This is a genomic window from Variovorax sp. GW821-FHT09D04, from assembly GCF_059416405.1.
Genome location: NZ_JBWKPA010000011.1, coordinates 170,571 through 189,950 on the forward strand (window position 1 = coordinate 170,571; position 19,380 = coordinate 189,950).

16 protein-coding genes are annotated in these 19,380 nt (G+C 69.0%); 9 read left to right on the forward strand and 7 right to left on the reverse strand.

Annotated elements, in window-relative coordinates:
* Window positions 1-87: 87 nt before the first annotated feature.
* The 5 genes from AC07O4_RS27005 to AC07O4_RS27025 are packed head-to-tail and all read right to left on the reverse strand — an operon-like array spanning window position 88 to window position 5,600.
* Entirely contained in the window at window positions 88-939 is an 852-nt protein-coding gene (locus AC07O4_RS27005; protein ID WP_095950695.1) for a class I fructose-bisphosphate aldolase, read from the reverse strand.
* Window positions 940-989: 50 nt separating this feature from the next.
* Entirely contained in the window at window positions 990-1,988 is a 999-nt protein-coding gene (locus AC07O4_RS27010) for an aldo/keto reductase (RefSeq protein WP_495306134.1), read from the reverse strand.
* The gene (locus AC07O4_RS27015; RefSeq protein ID WP_070063424.1) at window positions 1,985-3,025 is read right to left on the reverse strand and encodes an ABC transporter permease; all 1,041 of its coding nucleotides are present in this window, start codon (window positions 3,023-3,025) and stop codon (window positions 1,985-1,987) included. Before AC07O4_RS27015 ends, AC07O4_RS27010 begins: the two co-directional genes overlap by 4 nt.
* Window positions 3,022-4,557: a sugar ABC transporter ATP-binding protein gene (locus AC07O4_RS27020; RefSeq protein ID WP_495306135.1), complete on the reverse strand. Its 1,536-nt coding sequence runs from the start codon at window positions 4,555-4,557 to the stop codon at window positions 3,022-3,024. The genes AC07O4_RS27015 and AC07O4_RS27020 overlap by 4 nt, the downstream gene beginning before the upstream one ends.
* Complete coding sequence (locus tag AC07O4_RS27025) at window positions 4,554-5,600, reverse strand: substrate-binding domain-containing protein (RefSeq protein ID WP_056584185.1); 1,047 nt, start codon at window positions 5,598-5,600, stop codon at window positions 4,554-4,556. The genes AC07O4_RS27020 and AC07O4_RS27025 overlap by 4 nt, the downstream gene beginning before the upstream one ends.
* Before the next feature lie 180 nt (window positions 5,601-5,780).
* Between AC07O4_RS27025 and AC07O4_RS27030 the strand changes: the two genes are divergently transcribed.
* From AC07O4_RS27030 to AC07O4_RS27040, 3 genes are read left to right on the forward strand one after another with little or no spacing between them, the layout of a single operon-like run.
* The gene (locus AC07O4_RS27030; protein WP_495306136.1) at window positions 5,781-7,268 is read left to right on the forward strand and encodes an FGGY family carbohydrate kinase; all 1,488 of its coding nucleotides are present in this window, start codon (window positions 5,781-5,783) and stop codon (window positions 7,266-7,268) included.
* A complete protein-coding gene (locus tag AC07O4_RS27035; RefSeq protein WP_495306137.1) occupies window positions 7,265-9,034 on the forward strand; it encodes a glycerol-3-phosphate dehydrogenase/oxidase in 1,770 nt (589 codons plus the stop codon). The genes AC07O4_RS27030 and AC07O4_RS27035 overlap by 4 nt, the downstream gene beginning before the upstream one ends.
* A gap of 1 nt (window position 9,035) precedes the next feature.
* Entirely contained in the window at window positions 9,036-9,803 is a 768-nt protein-coding gene (locus AC07O4_RS27040; RefSeq protein WP_172438465.1) for a GntR family transcriptional regulator, read from the forward strand.
* A 2-nt stretch (window positions 9,804-9,805) separates the two neighbouring features.
* Here the strand turns inward: AC07O4_RS27040 and AC07O4_RS27045 are convergent, their stop codons facing one another.
* Complete coding sequence (locus tag AC07O4_RS27045) at window positions 9,806-10,699, reverse strand: DMT family transporter (RefSeq protein WP_369630973.1); 894 nt, start codon at window positions 10,697-10,699, stop codon at window positions 9,806-9,808.
* Between the two features lie 46 nt (window positions 10,700-10,745).
* Window positions 10,746-13,829 (reverse strand): excinuclease ABC subunit UvrA, encoded by a 3,084-nt coding sequence (gene uvrA, locus AC07O4_RS27050; protein ID WP_495262123.1) that lies wholly within the window; start codon window positions 13,827-13,829, stop codon window positions 10,746-10,748.
* A gap of 184 nt (window positions 13,830-14,013) precedes the next feature.
* Between uvrA and ssb the strand changes: the two genes are divergently transcribed.
* The 6 genes from ssb (at window position 14,014) to AC07O4_RS27080 (ending at window position 19,380) form a co-directional block, all read left to right on the forward strand.
* The gene (ssb, locus tag AC07O4_RS27055) at window positions 14,014-14,568 is read left to right on the forward strand and encodes a single-stranded DNA-binding protein (protein ID WP_139704285.1); all 555 of its coding nucleotides are present in this window, start codon (window positions 14,014-14,016) and stop codon (window positions 14,566-14,568) included.
* A gap of 396 nt (window positions 14,569-14,964) precedes the next feature.
* On the forward strand, window positions 14,965-16,164 hold the full coding sequence (locus AC07O4_RS27060) for a pyridoxal phosphate-dependent aminotransferase (protein ID WP_495306138.1): 1,200 nt from the start codon (window positions 14,965-14,967) through the stop codon (window positions 16,162-16,164).
* Between the two features lie 7 nt (window positions 16,165-16,171).
* Entirely contained in the window at window positions 16,172-16,942 is a 771-nt protein-coding gene (locus tag AC07O4_RS27065) for a 2-keto-4-pentenoate hydratase (protein ID WP_307696898.1), read from the forward strand.
* Between the two features lie 14 nt (window positions 16,943-16,956).
* Window positions 16,957-17,736 carry an SDR family oxidoreductase gene (locus tag AC07O4_RS27070; protein ID WP_492698922.1) on the forward strand — a complete coding sequence of 260 codons (780 nt, stop codon included), beginning with the start codon at window positions 16,957-16,959 and terminating at the stop codon, window positions 17,734-17,736.
* A 33-nt stretch (window positions 17,737-17,769) separates the two neighbouring features.
* Complete coding sequence (locus tag AC07O4_RS27075) at window positions 17,770-18,558, forward strand: ABC transporter ATP-binding protein (protein WP_062480462.1); 789 nt, start codon at window positions 17,770-17,772, stop codon at window positions 18,556-18,558.
* Between the two features lie 33 nt (window positions 18,559-18,591).
* The gene (locus AC07O4_RS27080; RefSeq protein WP_495273076.1) at window positions 18,592-19,380 is read left to right on the forward strand and encodes a transporter substrate-binding domain-containing protein; all 789 of its coding nucleotides are present in this window, start codon (window positions 18,592-18,594) and stop codon (window positions 19,378-19,380) included.

Consider the following 19,380-nt stretch of genomic DNA (forward strand, 5'->3'; position numbering starts at 1 on the left):
TCCGCCGTCCACTTCTTCTTCTGTCTTGCTCTCCCGCTGGTTGGCGCCGGCGCCTTCCGGGTGGAAGGCGTCAGCGCCTGGGCGCTGTTACTTCACGCCGCCCGATTCGTAGATAGCCCAGGCCGCTTCGGCGCTGGCACCGTCGTGGATCATGGCCATCAGTGCGCTCACCACCGCCGAGGGGTTGGCGTGCTGGTAGACGTTGCGGCCGTACACCATGCCGACGGCGCCCTGGTCCAGGAGCACGCGCGAACGCGCGAACACCTGCTGCAGGTCTTCGCGTCCGCCGCCGCGCACGAGCACGGGGCAGCGCGCGGCCTGCACCACGCGGTGGAAGTCGGTGGCGTCGGTGGTGGGATCGGCCTTGACGATGTCGGCGCCCATCTCGCGCGCCAGGCGCGTGAGCGTGACGATCTTCTCGGCGTCGCCATCGACCATGTAGCGGCTGGTGGCGGTGGGCGCCTGCATCACCAGCGGCTCGATCATGAGCGGCATGCCGTAGCGGTCGCAGTCGGCGCGCACGCGGGCGATGTTCTGCACGCACTGGCGGAACAGGTCGGGCTCGTCGGGCAGCATGAACAGGTTGACGACCACGCAGGCCGCGTCCCGCTGCACGGCAGGCAGCACCGGGTCGTCCTGGTTCTGCAGCACGGCCCACATCACGCGGTGGTGCACGGCGTTGTAGGGGTTGCCCATGTCCAGGCGCATCACCAGCGCGGGGCGATCGCGCCCGGGCCGGTCCTGCAGCAGGTCGGACTGCCCGTAGTTCAGCTGGATCGCGTCGGGCTTCGCAGCCACGAGCTTGTCGATCACGCCGGGCATGTCCTCCAGGCCGTCCAGGAAGGTGGGTTCGTTGCACACGCCGTGGTCCAGGGCGATGTCCAGGCAGCGGCCGTTGTGCAGCAGGCGGTTGAGCCGCGCGGTCTTGTCTTTCGACATGAAGGAAGAACTCCGTGTTGAGGAAAAAGGAAGGGAGGAAAAAGGCGCGCTCAGGCGAGCGCGTCCAGGTGGCGCTTGGCCGCAGCGTCGATGAGCTGCAGGGCTTCGCTGTCGAGCACGACCGCACCGGCGCCGGCGTTTTCAATGGCCTGCTGGCGCACGCGCGCGCCGCACAGCGCCACCGAGACGGTGCCGCGGGCCACGGTCCAGGCGATCATCATCTGGCCGAAGGAGCAGCCCAGGTGCGTGCGCAGCGGCTCCAGCGTGTCGAAGAAGGCCTTGAGCTTCGCGCGGTTGGCTTCGCTGAAACGCGGGTTGGTGGCGCGCTGGTCGTCGCCCTTGAACTCGCGCGCGGGGTCGATGGGGCCGGCCAGCAGGCCCAGCGCCAGCGACGAATAGCCCAGCACCGCCACGTTGTGCTCGGCGCACAGCGGCGCCAGCGTGGTCTCGATGCCGCGGTCGATGAGGCTGTAGAGCTCCTGCGCCGCATCGACCGGGCCGTGCTTCAGGTACTCCGAAAGAATCTCGGGCGTCGCGTTGCTCACGCCGATGGCGCGGATCTTTCCCTGCTTCTTGAGCGCCAGCAGCGCGTCCATGGTCTCGGCCACGGGCGTCGTGTGGTCCTGCCAGTGCGTGATGTACAGGTCGATGTAGTCGGTCTGCAGGCGCTTCAGGCTCTCTTCGCATTCGTGGAAGATCGAGTCGCGCCCGAGGTAGCGGTACACCGGGTGGCCGTCTTCCTCGAAGAAGTGCGTGCCCTGCTGCGTGTGCCACACCAGGCCGCACTTGGTGGCGATCACGGCCTCGTGGCGACGGCCCTTGAGCGCGGTGCCGACGATGCTCTCGGAGCGGCCCAGGCCGTAGGCCGGTGCGGTGTCGATCAGGTTCACGCCCGCATCGAGCGAGGCCTGGATGGCGATCACGGCGGCTGCGTTGTCGCCGCCGCCCCACATCCATCCGCCCATGGCCCAGGTGCCCAGGCCGATGGCCGAGCTTTCGATGCCCGAGGGGCCCAGGGTGGTCATCTTCATCTGCGTTGCGCTGCTCATCGCTTGGTCTTTCTCGTGTTCAGGATGTGGTCGATGGTCACGGCCGCGAGCAGGATCAAGCCCTTGATCACGTCCTGCCAGTAAGGCGATACGTCGAGCAGGATCAGCGAGCTGGTCACCACCGACAGCAGGGCCAGGCCGAGCACGGCGCCGAGCACGGTGCCCGAGCCGCCCTTGAGGCTGGCGCCGCCGATCACGGCCGCGGCAATCACGTTGAGTTCCATGCCCATGCCGAAGGTCGGCGTGGCGGCGCCGAAGCGCGCCGTGTAGATCACGCCGGCCAGGCCCGCCGAGGCGGAGCACAGCACCGTGACCCAGAACTTCACGCGGCCCACGCGGATGCCGGCGTACAGCGCGGCCTTCTCGTTGCTGCCGGTGTAGAACACGCGGCGCAGCAGGGTGGAGCGGCGCAGCACGAAGTCGCTCACGATCACGATGGCCAGGAAGATCAAGATGACAGCCGGCACGCCGAACAGCGTGCCCTGGCCGATGAACTTGAACTCGGCCGGCAGCGAGAACAGCGACTGCGGCGTGCCCTGCGTGAGCGCCAGGCACAGGCCGCGCACGATCACCATGAAGGCCAGCGAGGCGATGAAGTGGTTCAGCCCGATGCGCGTGACGCAGCCGCCGATCATGGCGCCGATGAGGCCGCTGGCGCCGATGGCCACCAGGCTCGCGAGCCATGGGTCCATGCCCATGAGAAAGAGCTTGCCGGTCACCACCATCGCGAAGCACACCACCGAGCCCACCGACAGGTCGATGCCGCCGACGATGAGCAGGATGGTCATGCCCACCACCACGATGCCTTCGATGGAGAAGGACAGCAGCATCGCGCGCACGTTGTCCCAGGTGAGGAAGTAGGGCGATGCGAAGCTCATCGCGACGCACAGCGCCACGATGATCAGCACCAGCCCGGCCTCGCGCATGCTCGTGAGCTTGTTGGCCTGCTTCACGGGGTCTCCTGTTCGGCGGGGTTGCAGGGAGCCGGCCGTGGCCGTGGCCGCGGCGCCTGCGTCGATTCTGGTCGGAAAGTTCATGCCATTGCCTCTTCGGGTTCGCAAAGTCCGGAGGCCAGCCGTAGCAGGGCTTCCTCCGTCATCTCGTCATGGGCCAGTTCGCCCGCCAATCGCCCTTCGCGGATCACCAGTGCGCGGTCGCACAGGCCGATGATCTCGGGCAGTTCGGAAGAGATCACCACCACGCCCACGCCCTGGTCGGCCAGGTCGCGCAGGATGTGGTGGATCTCGGATTTCGCGCCCACGTCCACGCCGCGCGTGGGCTCGTCCATCAGCAGCACCGCGGGCTGCGTGGCCAGCAGCTTGGCGATCGCCACCTTCTGCTGGTTGCCGCCCGACAGGCTGGACACCTCGATCGCCACGCCGTCCGACTTCAGGTTGAGCTTGGCGCCCAGCTGCACCGCGAGCCGGTGTTCGCTGGCGCGCTGCAGCAGGCCCAGGGCCGAGCTCACGCGGCGCAGCGCCATCGACGAGATGTTCTGCGCGATCGGCAGGTCGAGGAACACGCCGGCCGCCTTGCGGTCTTCGCTGAGGTAGGCAATGCCTTCGCGCAGCGCGTCGCTGTACTTGCGGATCGACAGCGTCTTGCCGTTCAGGCGCACGGCGCCGCGCCGCGCGGGGCGCAGGCCGCACACGGTCTCGGCCAGCTCGCTGCGCCCGGCGCCCATGAGCCCGGCGATGCCCAGGATCTCGCCGCGCTGGAGCGTGAAGGAGATGCCGTGCACGCGCTCGTCGTCGGCGATGCCGTCGACTTCGAGCACGGGGCCGGCGTTCGCATCGGTGGCAGCGGCGGATTGCTTGGGCGGGTAGTAGTTGCCCAGGTCGCGCCCGACCATGCGGCGCACCAGCTCGTCGGGCGTCATGCCTTCGAGCGGGCCGCTGTGCACGTTGCGCCCGTCGCGCAGCACGGTGGCGCGGTCGCAGTGTGTGAAGATCTCGGCCATGCGATGGCTGATGTAGATGATGCCGATGCCCTGCGCCTTGAGGTCGTGCAGCACCCGGAAGAGCGCGGCCGATTCGTTGTCGGTGAGGGCGGCGGTGGGCTCGTCGAGGATGAGCACCTTGCAGTCGAGCGTGAGCGCCTTGGCGATCTCCACCAGCTGCTGGCTCGAAATGCTCAGGTCGCGCACCAGCGCGGCCGGGTCGATGTCCTGGCCCAGGCGCGCCAGCACTGTCGCGGCGCGCGTGTTCAGCGCGGAGAAGTTCATCCACGCCTGTTTGCCGGCGTTGATTTCCGGCATGAAGATGTTCTCGGCCACGGTGGCGTCGGCGCACAGGGCGATCTCCTGGTGCACCAGGCCGATGCCCAGGCGCATGGCGTGGGCGGGGCCGTCGATGACGACCTTCTGGCCGCACAGCACGATCTCGCCTTCGTCGGGCTGGTGGATGCCGTCGATGATGTTCATCAGCGTCGACTTCCCCGCGCCGTTCTCGCCGCACAGGGCGTGGATCTCGCCGGCCTGCAGCGAGAAGTCCACGCCCGAGAGCGCGCGCGAAGCGCCGAAGCGCTTCGCGATGCCGCGCAGTTCAAGCAATGCGGCAGGGGTGCTCACTCGCCGATTCCCTTGGTGCCGCGGCGGGCAAGGTACTTGTCCCAGTAGAAGTCGTCGGCGTTGGCCTTGCTGACCACGGCCAGGCCGTTGTCCAGGAAGGGCACCGACATCGGGTTGGTGCCGTTGCGCTTGGCGTCGTTCATCGGGTCGATGAGGCCGGGGTTCTTGGCCAGGAACAGCATCATCATGCCCATGTAGCCCTGCATGCCCTGGTTCGGGTTGATGGCACCGAACACGTCGCCCGACTTGATCATGTCCAGGATCTTGGCGTTGACGTCGCAGCACATCACCTTGATGTTCTTCTTGGTCTCGACCTTGGCCTGCGCCGCGCCGAGCGCCGAGTTGGCCTCGGGCATGAACAGCGCGCCCAGGTTCGGGTTGGCCTGCGCCAGGCTCAGCACGGCCTGGTAGGCCTTGTTCGGGTCCTGGTTGCTGGCGGCGCGGCCGACCAGCTTCATGCCCGGGTGCTTGGCCTTCATGCGGTTGACGAAGGCGGCGATGCGGCGGTCGTGGTTGTCCTGGCCCGGGTTCTCGAGCACGGCGTACTCGCCCTTGCCGTTCAGCGAGGCGGCGATGGCGTCGGCGGCCTGGTTGCCTTCGCGGTCGTTGTCGGAGGTGATGAACGAGGTGCGCTTGGAGTTGGGCGAGTCGGCCGCGAAGGTCACGACCGGGATGCCCATCGCGGCGGCGCGGTTGATGGGTTCGATGAACGGGTCGGGGTTCATCGGGTGCAGCAGGATGCCGGCGGGCTTGCGCGCCAGTTCCTGTTCGAACGATGCGAGCTGCTTGTTCACGTCGTACTCCGGCGTGCCGGTGTAGCGGGTGCGAACGCCCAGCGTGCGGCCGAGCTGCTTCATCATTTCGTAGACCGGGAACCAGTACTCGACGCCCGAGACCATCACGTTCATCACGTAGACGTCGCTGGCATTGCCGCGCAGGCCGGCACCTGCCGCGGGGGCTGCGGCTTGCTGTTGCGCGAACGCGCTCGCACCGGCCAGGCCGATACCGGCAGCGGCCGCGGACTTCAGGAAATTACGCCTCATTCTTTGTCTCCTCACGTTGACTGGCAGAGCTTTCGGCCCGCCGTTGCGTGGCGGACCTGTGGACCGTGGTGTCACGACAGTTGTTATGACAGGATAGAATGTAATGGCGGGCCGTTTCTCCCGATAACTAGGGGAAACGCTACTGGTGACAGCCTTTTTTTCCGCCGAAGCTGTTATGACATGAAGACCAAAATACTGATCGGCATCGACATGGGCTCGAGCAGCCTGAAGGCGCTGGCCCTGGACGCGGGGAGCGGGCGCAGCCTGGCCGTGTCGCGCCTGCCCCTGCGGCATGCGCGGCTGCCCGGCGGCGGGTGCGAGGTGGGCGCGGCGGCGATCCGCGCGGGGCTGACCCACGTGCTCGGCGACGTGGCGCGCCAGCTCGGCCCGCGCGCGGCGGACGTGTGCGCCATCGGCTGCACCGGCCACGGGGCGGGCCTGTACGCGCTCGATGCACACAACGAACTCGTCGGCGGCCGCGCCGTCGCCTCCACCGACCAGCGCGCCGATGCGCGCGCACTCGCCCTCTCGGCACGCCACGGCGACCGGCTGTTCGCGGACGTGGGCTGCCGCCCCTGGCCCGGGCAGCCCACCGTGATCGCGGCCGAGCTGCTCGGCGCCGACGCCGTGCAGCGCGGCGAACTGCACCGCCTGCTGTTCGCCAAGGACTACCTCGGCTTCCTGCTGACCGGCGAGATCGCCACCGACGCGAGCGATGCCAGCACCGCCGGCCTGCTCTCACTGGCCACCGGCGACTGGTCGAGCCTCGCCTTCGAGCTCGCGGGCATCGACGGCCTCGGGCCGCGCGCCTTCGGCCCGCTGGTGCCCAGCGGCCAGACCATGGGCCGGCTGCGCGCGGCCGAGGCTGCGCTGTGCGGCCTGCCCGTGGGCATCCCGGTGGCGATGGGCGCCATCGACCTGCTCGCCTCGATGACCGCCATCGGCGCCGAAGACCGCGGCCGCGCCGTGTCGGTGCTGGGCACCTGGTGCGTCAACGCCGTCATCGGCCCGGTGATCGACCCGCAGCCCGAGGTCGCCGCGCTCGTCAACTTCGGCCGCACGCGCGAACGCCTGTACATGGAGAACAGCCCCTCGTCGATGGCCAACATCGCGTGGCTGGCCGGCGCGCTCGGCCTGCCCGATGCGCGCGCCGTGGTCGACCTGGCCATGGGCGTGCCGCTGGGCGCGAACGGGCTGCGCTTCTTGCCCTTCATCAACGGCGGGGGCGGCATCACGGCCGGCTTCGTCGGGCTCAAGAGCCACCACACGCCTGCCGACATGGCGCGCGCCGTGGTCGATGCCGTGGCCGCGCTGCATGCGCGCCACACCGCGCGCTTGGCGTCGCAGGGCCTGCCGGTGTCGGCCTCCAGCGTGCTGGGCGGCGGTGCCAGCGATGCGCGCCTGGTGCGCCTGCTCGCGGCGCTGCTGGGCCACCCGGTCGAGCGCTGCGCCGACGACGAAACCGGCGCGCGCGGCGCGGCCCTCTATGCCGCGATGTCGCAGGACCTCGACGACGCGGGCCCCGCCAGCCCGCTGCGCGCGCCCTGCGAACTCATCGAACCCGACGCGCGCGACGCGCGGGCCCATGCCGATTTCAACGCCGAATTCAACGAACTGATCGATCGCATGTCTCCTGTCTTCAACCATCTCGCGGGCGGTGCGTCATGAGCGCGTGGCAACTGCCTTTCGTCCGCCCAGCCTCGCTGGAGGGCCGCCACTTTTCGACGGTGATCGTCGGCGCCGGCATCAACGGCGTGGGCGTGTTCCGCGACCTGTCGCTGCAGCGCGTCGATTGCCTCATCGTCGACAAGGGCGACTTCGGCGCCGGCGCCAGCAGCGCGCCCTCGCGCATGATCCACGGCGGCCTGCGCTACCTGGAAAACGGCAGCTTCTCGCTGGTGGCCGAGGCCACGCGCGAGCGCAACCTGCTGCTGCGCAACGCGCCGCACCTGGTGCAGCCGCTGAAGACCGTGGTGCCGCTGTCGAGCTTCTTCGGCGGGCTGATGAGCAGCGCGCTCAAGTTCTTCGGACGCACGCCGCCGCAGCGCACGCGCGGCCTGCTGGCCGTGGCCGCGGGCCTGCGCCTGTACGACCTGCTGGGCCGCCGCCAGCGCGTGATGCCGGGCCACCGCATCAGCCGCGTGCCCACCAACGACCGCCGCCTGTTCCGCGCCGCCATCCGCTGGACCGCCACCTTCTTCGACGCCTGGATCAGCCATCCCGAGTGGCTGATCCTCGAGCTCATCGGCGACGCCTGCCGCGACCAGCCGCGCTCGGCCGCCGCCAACTACTGCCGCGTGACGGGCTGCGCGGGCAACATCCTCACGCTGCGCGACGAGATCACCGGCGCGCTGGTGCGCGTCACGGCCGACACCGTGGTGAACGCCACCGGCGCCTGGCTCGACCGCAGCGCGGCCGTGCTCGGCGGCGCCGGCCCGCGCGTGATGGGCACCAAGGGCTCGCACCTCGTGCTCGACCACCCGGCGCTGCGCGATGCGCTCGAGGGCCGCATGGCCTACTTCGAGGCGGTGGACGGGCGCGTGTGCATCGTCTATCCGTTTCTCGACCGCGTGCTGGTGGGCTCCACCGACATCCCGGTGGAAGACCCTGACCAGATCGTCACCGAGCCGGCCGAGATCGACTACCTGATCGACGTGCTGCGCGAGGTGTTCCCCAACATGGCCTTCGACCGCCAGCACGTGATCTACACCTACGTCGGCGTGCGCCCGCTCGCGCGCTCCGACGCCGACAAGCCGGGCCAGATCTCGCGCGACCACTCGGTGGTGGTCGATCCGCCGAGCGCCACGCGCGACGTGCCCATCGTCGGCCTCGTGGGCGGCAAGTGGACCACCTTCCGTGCCTTGGCCGAAGAAGCCACCGACCACGTGCTGCGCCACCTGGGCCGCTCGCGCACCGCCTCGACCGAGTCGCTGCCCATCGGCGGCGGCGCCGAGCTGCCGGCCGACGCGGCCGCCACCGAACGCTTCATCGACAAGATGACGGCGGGCTCGGGCCTGGGCCGCGCGCGCGCGCTGGGCCTGCTGCGCCGCTACGGCTCGAAGGCGCTGCCGCTGGCGCAGCGCCTCGCGGCCTCGGGCGATACGCCGCTGCGCCACGCGCCCGAGTACTCGGCGGCCGAACTCTCGTACCTGTGCATGGAGACCGGCGTCGCGCACCTGGACGACCTCGTGATCCGCCGCACGCTGCTGGCCATCCGTGGGCTGGTCACCGACGACGCGCTCGCCGAGATCGCCGGCGTGGCCGCCGAAGCCCTCGGCTGGGACGCGGCCCGTGCGCACCAGGAACTCAGCACCTGCGCCGCCGCCCTGCGCGAACGGCACGGCGTGCGCCTGCAGCCGGTGGCGGCCAATGAGCCGGCGCCTTCCGCTTTCGATGCATCATTGATGGCCAGCCCCGTCCTCGGCCCGACCTAACGTGACCCTTTCCACCGCCCCCGACACCGTGTCGACGACCTCGCTCGACCGCAACTCCGAATCGCCGCTGTGGGCGCAGTTCCGCGACGCCATCCGGCTGCAGATCCTGCAGGGCGTGCTGCCCATCGGCGCCAAGCTGCCGTCCGAGGCCGAGCTGGGCGAGCAGTTCGGCATCTCGCGCATCGTGGTGCGCGAGGCGCTCGCCGACCTGGTGCGCAACAACCTCATCTACAAGATCAAGGGCCGCGGCGCCTTCGTGTCGGCGCGCGAGCGCGACGAAGACTTCGTCTCCACCGTGCTGGGCTTTTCCGACGAGATGGAACGCAAGGGCCGCTCGGTGCGCACGCAGATCCTCGTGCAGGAGCTGCGCGCCGCCACCGCGCAGGAGGCCGCCGCATTGGGCCTCACCGAAGACGCGCAGGTGGTCGGCCTCAAGCGCCTGCGCAGTGTCGACGGCGAACTGCGCCTGCTGGTCGAGACGGCCGTGCCGGCCGACCTGGCGCCGGGCCTGCACCGCACGCGGCTGGACGACCGCTCGCTGTACGACGTGCTGCGCCGCCAGTACGGCGTGCGGCTGGTGCGCGCCGAACGCTGGATCGATGCCGTGCTGCCCGACGCCGAGACCTGCCGCCTGCTCGACCTGCCGCAGCCCGAGCCGCTGCTGCGCATCGAATCGATCGCCTACGGTGCCAACGGCCGGCCGCTGGAGCACTACCGCGCGCTGCACCGCTGCAAGACCAGCCGCCTGCACGTGCAGACGACGACCTGAGCTCAGGCCTTCGCGCTGCTGCTGCGTGAAGGCAAGAGCACCGAGGCGATGGCGACCATCATCAGCGCCACCGCCACCCAGTCCTGCCAGTGCACGACCTCGCCGAGCCACACGGCGCCGCTGAACACGCCGAGCACGGGAATGAACATCACGCTCAGGGTCGAGGCCACCGGCGGCAGGCCGCGCGCCAGGTAGAACCAGGCCGCGTGCGCGAAGCCGAAGATCAGCACCGCGTTGTAGGCGATCGATCCCCAGGTCACGGCGCCCGGCGAGCGCCACTGGTCGCGCTCGAAGAGGAGCGACAGCACCGTCATCACCACGGCCGTCATGGCCGTCATCCAGAACGAGAGCGTGAGCGTGGGCAGGCCGATGCGCGTGTGGCGCAGCAGCTGCGTGCCCAGCGCCCAGGTGGCGGCGGCCACCAGCGCCAGTGCCACGTAGCCGGGGCGGCCGGCGAAGTCGGTGAGCTCGTGCCACAGCAGCAGCCCGACGCCGATGGCGCAGGCGCCCACGCCGGTCCAGGCGCGGCGCGTGAGCACGGCCGAGAACAGCAGCGCGCCGATGACCGCGGAGAACACCGGCATCGTGTAGCCCAGGATCGCGGCGCGCCCGCCCGACAGCGCCTTCACCGCGAGGATGATGCAGGCGTGCCAGACGAACATGTTGGTCGCGCCCAGCCACACCAGCTCGGGCCAGGCGCTGCGCGGCACGCGGAACGGCACCTTCATCACCACCAGCGCGATCGCCAGCACGGGCACGCCCAGCCAGATCGAAATCGCGCGGAAGGCCAGCGGCGGGTAGTCGGCCACGCCGAGCTTCATCACCGGCCAGTTGAAACCCCACGCGAGGGTGAGGAGCACAAGAAGAACGAACTGGCGCGGCGTGAAGGAAGGCATGGGCCGCGATTGTGGCGCGGCCCGTGCATTCGTGCTGGCGGGGCGGCTACAGCAGGCGCTTCAGGTAGCGCCCCGTGTGGCTCGCCTCGTTCGCCGCGATGTCTTCGGGCGTGCCTTCGCCCACCACCGTGCCGCCGCCGGCACCGCCCTCGGGGCCCATGTCGATGAGCCAGTCGGCGGTCTTGATGACGTCCAGGTTGTGCTCGATGACGACGATGGTGTTGCCTGCGTCGCGCAGCTGGTGCAGCACCTTGAGCAGCAGTTCGATGTCCGCGAAGTGCAGGCCGGTGGTCGGCTCGTCGAGGATGTAGAGCGTGCGGCCCGTGTCGCGCTTGCTCAGTTCGAGCGCGAGCTTCACGCGCTGCGCCTCGCCGCCCGACAGCGTGGTGGCCGACTGGCCGAGCTTGATGTAGCTCAGGCCCACGTCCAGCAGCGTGCGCAGCTTGCGCTCGATGGTCGGCACGGCCTTGAGGAACTCGTGCGCCACCTCGACCGTCATCTCGAGGATCTGCGCGATGTTCTTGCCCTTGTACTGGACCTCGAGCGTCTCGCGGTTGTAGCGCTGGCCGTGGCAGACCTCGCAGGGCACGTAGACGTCGGGCAGGAAGTGCATCTCGACCTTCACCACGCCGTCGCCCTGGCAGGCCTCGCAGCGGCCACCGGCCACGTTGAAGCTGAAGCGGCCCGGGCCGTAGCCGCGCTCGCGCGCGGTGTTGGTCTCGGCCATCAGCTCGCGGATGGGCGTGAACAGGCCCGTGTAGGTGGCCGGGTTGCTGCGCGGCGTGCGCCCGATGGGCGACTGGTCGACATTGATGACCTTGTCGAAGTACTCGATGCCTTCCACCGACTCGTGCGCGGCCGGCTCTTCGTGCGCTCGGTACAGCGTGCGCGCCACGGCGGTGTAGAGCGTGTCGTTCACCAGCGTCGACTTGCCCGAGCCCGAGACGCCGGTCACGCAGGTCAAGAGGCCCACGGGGAAGGCCACGCTCACGTTCTTCAGGTTGTTGCCGGTGGCGCCGACGACGCGAATTTCTTGCAGGTCGGTCTGCGAGGCCAGGTGCGCGGCCTCGCGCGCCGCGCGGCGTTCGGCCGCGGGGCTCTGTGGAAAGCGCGAGGGCTTCTTGCCTTCGTTGAAGGCCGGCTTCTTCACGGCCGGCAGCCACGCGGTGCGGTGCTTGGGCACCTCGATCTTCTTCACGCCCGAGAGGTACTGGCCGGTGAGCGACTCGGGGTTGGCCGACACCTGGGCGTAGGTGCCCTGGGCCATCACGCGCCCGCCGTGCACGCCGGCACCGGGGCCCATGTCGATCACGTGGTCGGCGGCGTGGATCATGTCCTCGTCGTGCTCGACCACGATCACGCTGTTGCCGATGTCGCGCAGATGCTTCAGCGTGCCGATGAGGCGGTCGTTGTCGCGCTGGTGCAGGCCGATGCTGGGCTCGTCGAGCACGTACATCACGCCCGTGAGGCCCGAGCCGATCTGCGAGGCCAGGCGGATGCGCTGCGCCTCGCCGCCCGAGAGCGTCTCGGCGCTGCGGTCCAGGCTCAGGTAGTTCAGGCCCACGTCGTTCAGGAATTTCAGGCGCAGGCCGATCTCGCGCACCACCTTGTCGGCGATGTCGGCCTTGGCGCCGCGCAGCTTGAGCGTGCTGAACCAGGCGTAGGCGTCGCGCAGCGTGAGGTGGCTCAATTCAAAGATGGCCATGCGCGGCGGCTCGCCGCCGTTCGCACCCACGTGCCCGGCATCGTCCACCAGGAACACGTTGCGCGCTTCGCGCCGCAGCCGCGAGCCACCGCAGTCGGGGCAGGGCTGCTGGTTGCGAAAGCGCGCGAGGTCTTCGCGCACCATCACCGAGTCGGTCTCGCGGTAGCGCCGCGTCATGTTCGGGATGATCCCCTCGAAGGGGTGCTTCTTCGTGAGCTTCTTGCCCGCGAAGTTGCCCGACTCCATGGTGTAGTTGAACTTGATCTCTTCGCCGCCCGAGCCGTGCAGCAGCGTCTGCTGCACCGAGGCCGGCAGCGACTCGAAGGGCGCGTCGACGTCGAACTTGTAGTGCTTGGCGACGCTCTCGACCATGCTGAAGTAGTAGCCGTTGCGGCGGTCCCAGCCCTTGATGGCGCCGCTGGCGATCGACAGCGACGGAAACGCCACCACGCGCACCGGGTCGAACACCTCGCGGTGGCCCAGGCCGTCGCAGCTCGGGCAGGCGCCCACGGGCGAGTTGAACGAGAACAGGCGCGGTTCGAGCTCCGACAGCGAGTAGTGGCAGATCGGGCAGGCGAACTTGGCGTTGAACAGGTGCTCCTTGTCGGGCGCTCCCGCAGCGCCATCGGCACTGCCTTCCGGCTTTGCACCCAGCTCCAGCGCAATGGCGCGGCCCTCCGCCAGGCGCAGCGCGGCCTCGAAGCTCTCGGCCAGGCGCTGCTGCATGTCAGGGCGCGCGCGCAGGCGGTCGATGACCACGTCGATGTCGTGCTTCTCGGTCTTCTTGAGCTTGGGCAGGTCGTTGTATTCGTAGGTCTGCCCGTCGACGCGAAAGCGCACGTAGCCGGCCGCCTGCATCTCGGTGAAGAGCTCGAGGAACTCGCCCTTCTTCTCGCGCGCCACCGGCGCCAGGATCATCAGCCGGGGCTCGTCGGGCAGGGCCAGCACCGCGTCAACCATCTGCGACACCGTCTGCGCCTGCAGCGGCAGATGGTGGTCGGGGCAGAAGGGCGTGCCGGCGCGGGCGTACAGCAGGCGCAGGTAGTCGTGGATCTCGGTCACCGTGCCCACGGTCGAGCGCGGGTTGTGGCTGGTGGCCTTCTGCTCGATGCTGATGGCGGGCGACAGGCCCTCGATCACGTCGACGTCGGGCTTGTCCATGAGCTGCAGGAACTGCCGCGCATAGGCCGAGAGGCTTTCCACGTAGCGCCGCTGCCCTTCGGCATACAGCGTGTCGAACGCCAGGCTCGACTTGCCCGAGCCCGACAGGCCGGTGATCACCACCAGCTTGTTGCGCGGGATGTCGAGATCGACGTTCTTCAGGTTGTGGGTGCGCGCGCCGCGGATGCTGATGCGCTGCTGGGCGAGCAGGGCGCCAAGGTAGGCGTCACGCTCCGGGGTGTCTTCAGTGGTGGGTGAATTCAAGGGGTGCGGTCGTCCGAGGGCAACCGGACATGATAGAGGCGCCGGCTCCGCCTGTCATGACCAGGGGATGGACGGCGCTGGACGCCCCCGCCCAGGCCGGCCAGCGCCGGGCCGATTTCGGCTCAGGCAGAATGGAGGGTTCCTCTCAACCTCCTCCTTCATCTACTTATCAGGGGCAGTGCATATGGCATCGGTCAATAAAGTCATCGTCGTCGGCAACCTGGGGCGCGACCCCGAAATGCGGACCTTCCCGAGTGGCGATCAGGTCGCAAACGTCACCGTGGCCACCACCGATCGCTGGAAAGACAAGCAAAGCGGTGAGATGCGCGAAGCCACCGAATGGCACCGCATCGTGTTCAACGGCCGCCTGGCCGAAATCGCCGGCCAGTACCTGCGCAAGGGCTCGCAGGTGTACGTTGAAGGTTCGCTGCGCACGCGCAAGTGGACCGACAAGGACGGCATCGAAAAGTACACCACCGAAATCCGCGCCGACCAGATGCAGATGCTGGGCAGCCGCCAGGGCCAGGGCGGCCCGTCGGGTCCGAGCGACGACGACGGCGGCTACTCGCAAGGCGGGGGCGGCGGCGGCGGTTACTCGCAAGGTGGTGGTGGCGGCGGTGGCGGTTACGCCCCGCGTGCTCCCGCAGCCGCACCGCGTGCCCCGGCACCGGCGCCGCGCCAGGCGCCGGCCAAGTCGTCGTCGGGCTTCGACGACATGGACGACGACATTCCGTTCTGAAACCGGCTCCTCGAGCTTTTCAATGAAGGCCTGCCTTTTCGAAGGCAGGCCTTTTTTTTGCCCTTTTTATTTCGAATTCTCTCCATGGGCGGTCGCGCCCGGGAAAGTGCTGTTTTGCCAAGGAAGTGCAGCCTCTGTGTTCGTCTGGCCGTTGAGCGCAGGGGAAGCGTTTGACGTGAGGCCCTTTTCGACGGCAATGACTGTGTTCAGAGGGGCAATTCCCGGCGGCAATCAACCCATTGGCTCCGGCCGTTCTGCTGAATAGCGCCGTGCAGCAGCGCATCGCCGTCGGCCGGTTCGCCGCGATTGGTCCGCTTCGGCGCACGGAATTGGTCCTTGTCCCGCACCGTGCGGCGTCGGAGCATGCAGGCCATAGAACACCGAGACAAGCACGACATGCAGAGCGCCGCCTCCCACTGCCCGCCATCGACCGTCGCACGCGCCGAAGTCCAGGCCCTGCGGTCCTCGAAGATCCGCGAGGTCGCCAATGCGGGCATGGACCGCAAGGACATCCTGCCTTTCTGGTTCGGCGAGCCCGACGAGGAGACGCCGGACGAGATCTGCGGCGCTGCGATCGCCGCGCTCGAGAACAGGCGCACCTTCTATGTCCAGACGCTGGGCGAGCCCGCGTTGCGCGAGGAGATCGCCCGGTACCTGTCGCGCTGGCATGGCCCGATCGGCGTCGAACGGGTGGCGGTGACGAGTTCGGGCACGCATGCGCTGATGCTGGCCCTGCAGGCGCTGCTGAACCCCGGCGACCGCGTCGTGGCCGTGACGCCGTTGTGGCCCAACCTGGTCGAGATGCCCAAGGTGCTGGGCGCGCACGTCGAGACCGTCGCGTTGCAGTTCACCGCGGCCGGCTGGGTGCTCGACGAGCAGCGCCTTCTGGAAGCGCTTCGGCCGGGCACCCGCGCGCTGCTGCTGAACGCGCCCAACAACCCGACGGGCTGGACCCTCTCGCGCGAGGCGCAGGAAGCCATCCTCGCGCACTGCCGGCGCCTGGGCATCTGGATCGTCAGCGACGATGTCTACCAGCGCATCAGCTTCGATGCGCCGTGCGCGCCGTCCTTCCTGGACATCGCGACGCCCGAGGACCGGGTCATCAGCTGCAACTCCTTTTCCAAGGCCTGGCGCATGACCGGATGGCGGCTGGGCTGGATCGTGGTGCCGCCGGCGATGCTGGGCGACATCGGCAAGCTGATCGAGTACAGCAGCACCTGCGCGCCGCCCTTCGTCCAGGCGGCGGGGGTGGTCGCCCTGTCGCGCGGGGAAGATGCCATTGCCCGCACCGTCGAGCGGCTGCGCCAGGGCAGGGACCACCTGGCGGCGCGCCTGGGGAGCGTGCCGGGGGTCGAGCTCGCCGCGCCCGCGCGGGGCGCGATGTACACCTTCTTCCGTGTCGAAGGCGTGACGGACAGCCTCGGGTTCTGCAAGCAGCTCGTGGCCGAGGCCGGGCTGGGGCTGGCGCCCGGCGTGGCCTTCGGCCCCGAGGGCGAAGGCTACCTGCGCTGGTGCTACGCGAGCGGCACGCCGCGCCTGGACGACGGCGTTCGCCGCCTGGCCGCCTACCTGGAACACCACCCAACCACACGATGAGGATGCGATGAACACCCAAGACATTGCGGGCGCCCTTTGGCAAGCCATGGAGGACGGACGCCACATGCCGTCGGAATGGGCCGGGAAGTTCTCCCTGCAGCAGGGCTACGAGGTGCAGCTGGCCCTGTTGCACAAGCGCCTGGCCAGGGGCGAGCGGCAGACGGGCTGGAAGGTCGGCCTCACCGCCGAGGCCATGCGCGTGCAGCAGCAGGTGCACGAACCCTGCTTCGGCTATCTGCTGGAAAGCGGCCGGCATGCGAGCGGCCAGGCCTATCGCTTTTCCGAGCTGATCGCGCCGGGCTTCGAGAACGAGCTGTGCCTGACCATCGGCAAGACGCTGCGCGGACCCGGCGTGAGCCTGGAGGAGGTTGCTGCCGCCGTGACGCATGCGGCGCCGGCCCTGGAGATCGTGGAGGTCCGCGGTCCGTTCGCCGGCAACCTGGCGCTGGCCATGGCGGACAACGCGCAGCAAAAGGCCTATGTGACGGGGGCGGCCGTGCCGCTGACGGCAGACAACCGCGACCTGGCCGGCGCCAACGTGACGGTGCAGGTCGATGGCGCCGTCAGCGAGACGGCCTCCGGCTCGGCGGTCATGCAGGGCGGCGGGCTGCTCTCGGTGCTGTGGCTGGCGAACAAGCTGGCCGAATTCGGGCTGGCGCTGGAGGCCGGAATGCAGGTGATGTCCGGCTCCTTCACGCGGCAGTACCGCGCCTCGCAGGGCATGCGGGTGCATTCCTCGTTCGACCGCTTCGGCACGGTCGCCGCGAACTTCATCTGAGGCAAGAGGTCGCCATGGATCTGGGAATCAAGGGCAAGACGGCGCTGGTGTGCGCCGCGAGCAAGGGGCTGGGCCGGGCGTGCGCGTTCGCGCTGGCGGAAGACGGCGCATCGCTCACCATCGTGGCGCGCGGCGCACAAGCGCTCGAGGCCACCGCTGACGAAATTCGCGAGGCCACCGGCGTGCACGTGCGCACGGTGGCCGCCGACGTCACCACGGTGCAGGGGCGGGCGCTCGTCCTCGAGGCCTGCCCCGCGCCGGACATCCTGGTGACCAATGCCGCAGGCCCCAAGCCGGGCGACTTCCGCCAATGGACGTGCGACGACTGGATGGTGGCGCTCAACGCCAACATGCTGACACCCATCGAGCTGATCAAGGCAACGGTGGACGGCATGATGGATCGCGGTTTCGGCCGCATCGTCAACATCACCTCGTCCTCGGTGAAGGCGCCCATCGACATCCTGGGCCTGTCCAACGGCGCGCGCAGCGGGCTCACCGGTTTCGTGGCGGGCCTGGCGCGGCGCACGGCGCACCGCAACGTCACCATCAACAACCTGCTGCCCGGCTCGTTCGCCACCGACCGCCTGCGCGCCACGGTGGAGGCTGCCGCGGCCGGGTCGGGTCGCTCGTTCGAGGCCGAGCAGGCCGAGTGGCAGGGCCGCAGCCCGGCTGCGCGCTTCGGCGATCCGATGGAGTTCGGCCGTGCCTGCGCCTTCCTGTGCAGCGCCCATGCCGGCTACATCAACGCACAGAATCTGCTGCTCGACGGCGGGGCCTATCCCGGGACCTTCTAGGCGAAGCGCCAGCACCGTTCAAAAGGAACTCACTTGAGCGACCCCCAACGACAACAAGGCAGGCAGATCGTGTCTGCCACCGGCATCGAGAAACGCTTCGGCGCGCTGGACGTGCTGCGCGGCATCGACCTGTGCGCGCACGAGCACGACGTGGTCACGCTGATCGGTGCCAGCGGCTCGGGCAAGAGCACCTTCCTGCGCTGCCTCAACCTGCTCGAAGTGCCCGACGCCGGCACCGTCGCCATCGATGGCGAGGAGATCCGCATGCGCCGGTCGTCGGCAGGGCAGTCGAGCCCCGCCAGCAAGAGCCAGGTGAATCGGTTGCGCGCGGGCATCGGCATGGTGTTCCAGAACTTCAACCTGTGGAGCCACATGACCGTGCTGGAGAACGTGGCCATGCCGCCCATGAAGGTGCTGGGGCTGTCGCGCCGCGAAGCGACGGAGCGGGCCGAAGCGCTGCTGGCGAAGGTCGGGCTCGGCGACCGGCTTCGGCACTATCCGGCCCACATCTCCGGCGGCCAGCAGCAGCGCTGCGCGATCGCCCGCGCGCTGGCCATGGAGCCCAAGCTGCTGCTGTTCGACGAGCCCACGTCCGCGCTCGACCCCGAGCTCGTGGGCGAGGTGCTGAAGGTGATCCGCCTGCTGGCCGAGGAGGGGCGCACCATGGTGATGGTCACCCACGAGATGGCGTTCGCACGCGAGGTCTCGACCGAGGTCGCCTTCCTGCACAAGGGAAAGATCGAGGAACGCGGGGCACCGGCCGACGTGTTCGGCAATCCGCGCAGCGAGCGTTGCCGCAAGTTCCTCGACAGCGTTCTGTAGCCACGACATCACGAACCAAGAACTGGAGACGAAATGAAGAAATGGTTGTTCGCAGGCCTGCTGGCCGCGTGCTCCGTCGCCGCCATGGGCCGCGAGATCAAGGCCGGGGTGCAGTGCACCTATCCGCCCTTCAACTACCGCGATGCGTCGGGCGAGCTGAAGGGCTTCGAGATCGACATCGCCCGCGAGATCGGGCGGCGGATGAACGCCAACGTGCAGTTCGTCTGCCTGGGGTTCGACGGGCTGATTCCCGCGCTGCTTTCCAGGAAGATCGACGTCGTCACGTCGAGCCTGTCGATCACCGAGGCGCGCAAGAAGAGCATCGACTTCTCCGTTCCCTACCGGGCCTCCACGGCGCGCTTCGTGGGCCGCAAGAACGGGGGGCTGCTCCCGATGAAGCCCGACAACACGCCCAACGCGGGCGCGCTCAAGGGCAAGGTGGTGGGCGTGCAGCGGGCCACCACCAACGACAGCTACCTTGCGGGCGAGTTCTCCGGCGTCGAGATCACGCGCTACGACTCGGCCGAGAACATGCTGCTGGACCTCGTGGCCGGCCGCATCGACCTCATGCTCGTGAGTCCCATGAAGGTTCGCACCGACTTCCTGGAGAAGCCGGAAGGGCGCAACTACGAGTTCGTCAGTCCCGAGATCGAGGCGCCCAAGTACCTGGGCGAAGGCGTGGCCGTCGGCTTGCCCAAGGGGGCCACGGCGCTGCGCGACGAGATCAACGCGGCGCTCAAGGGCATGTTTGCCGACGGGACCTTCAAGGCGATCAACCAGAAGTACTGGAGCTTCAGTGTGCTGCCCGCGGTCTGGCACTGA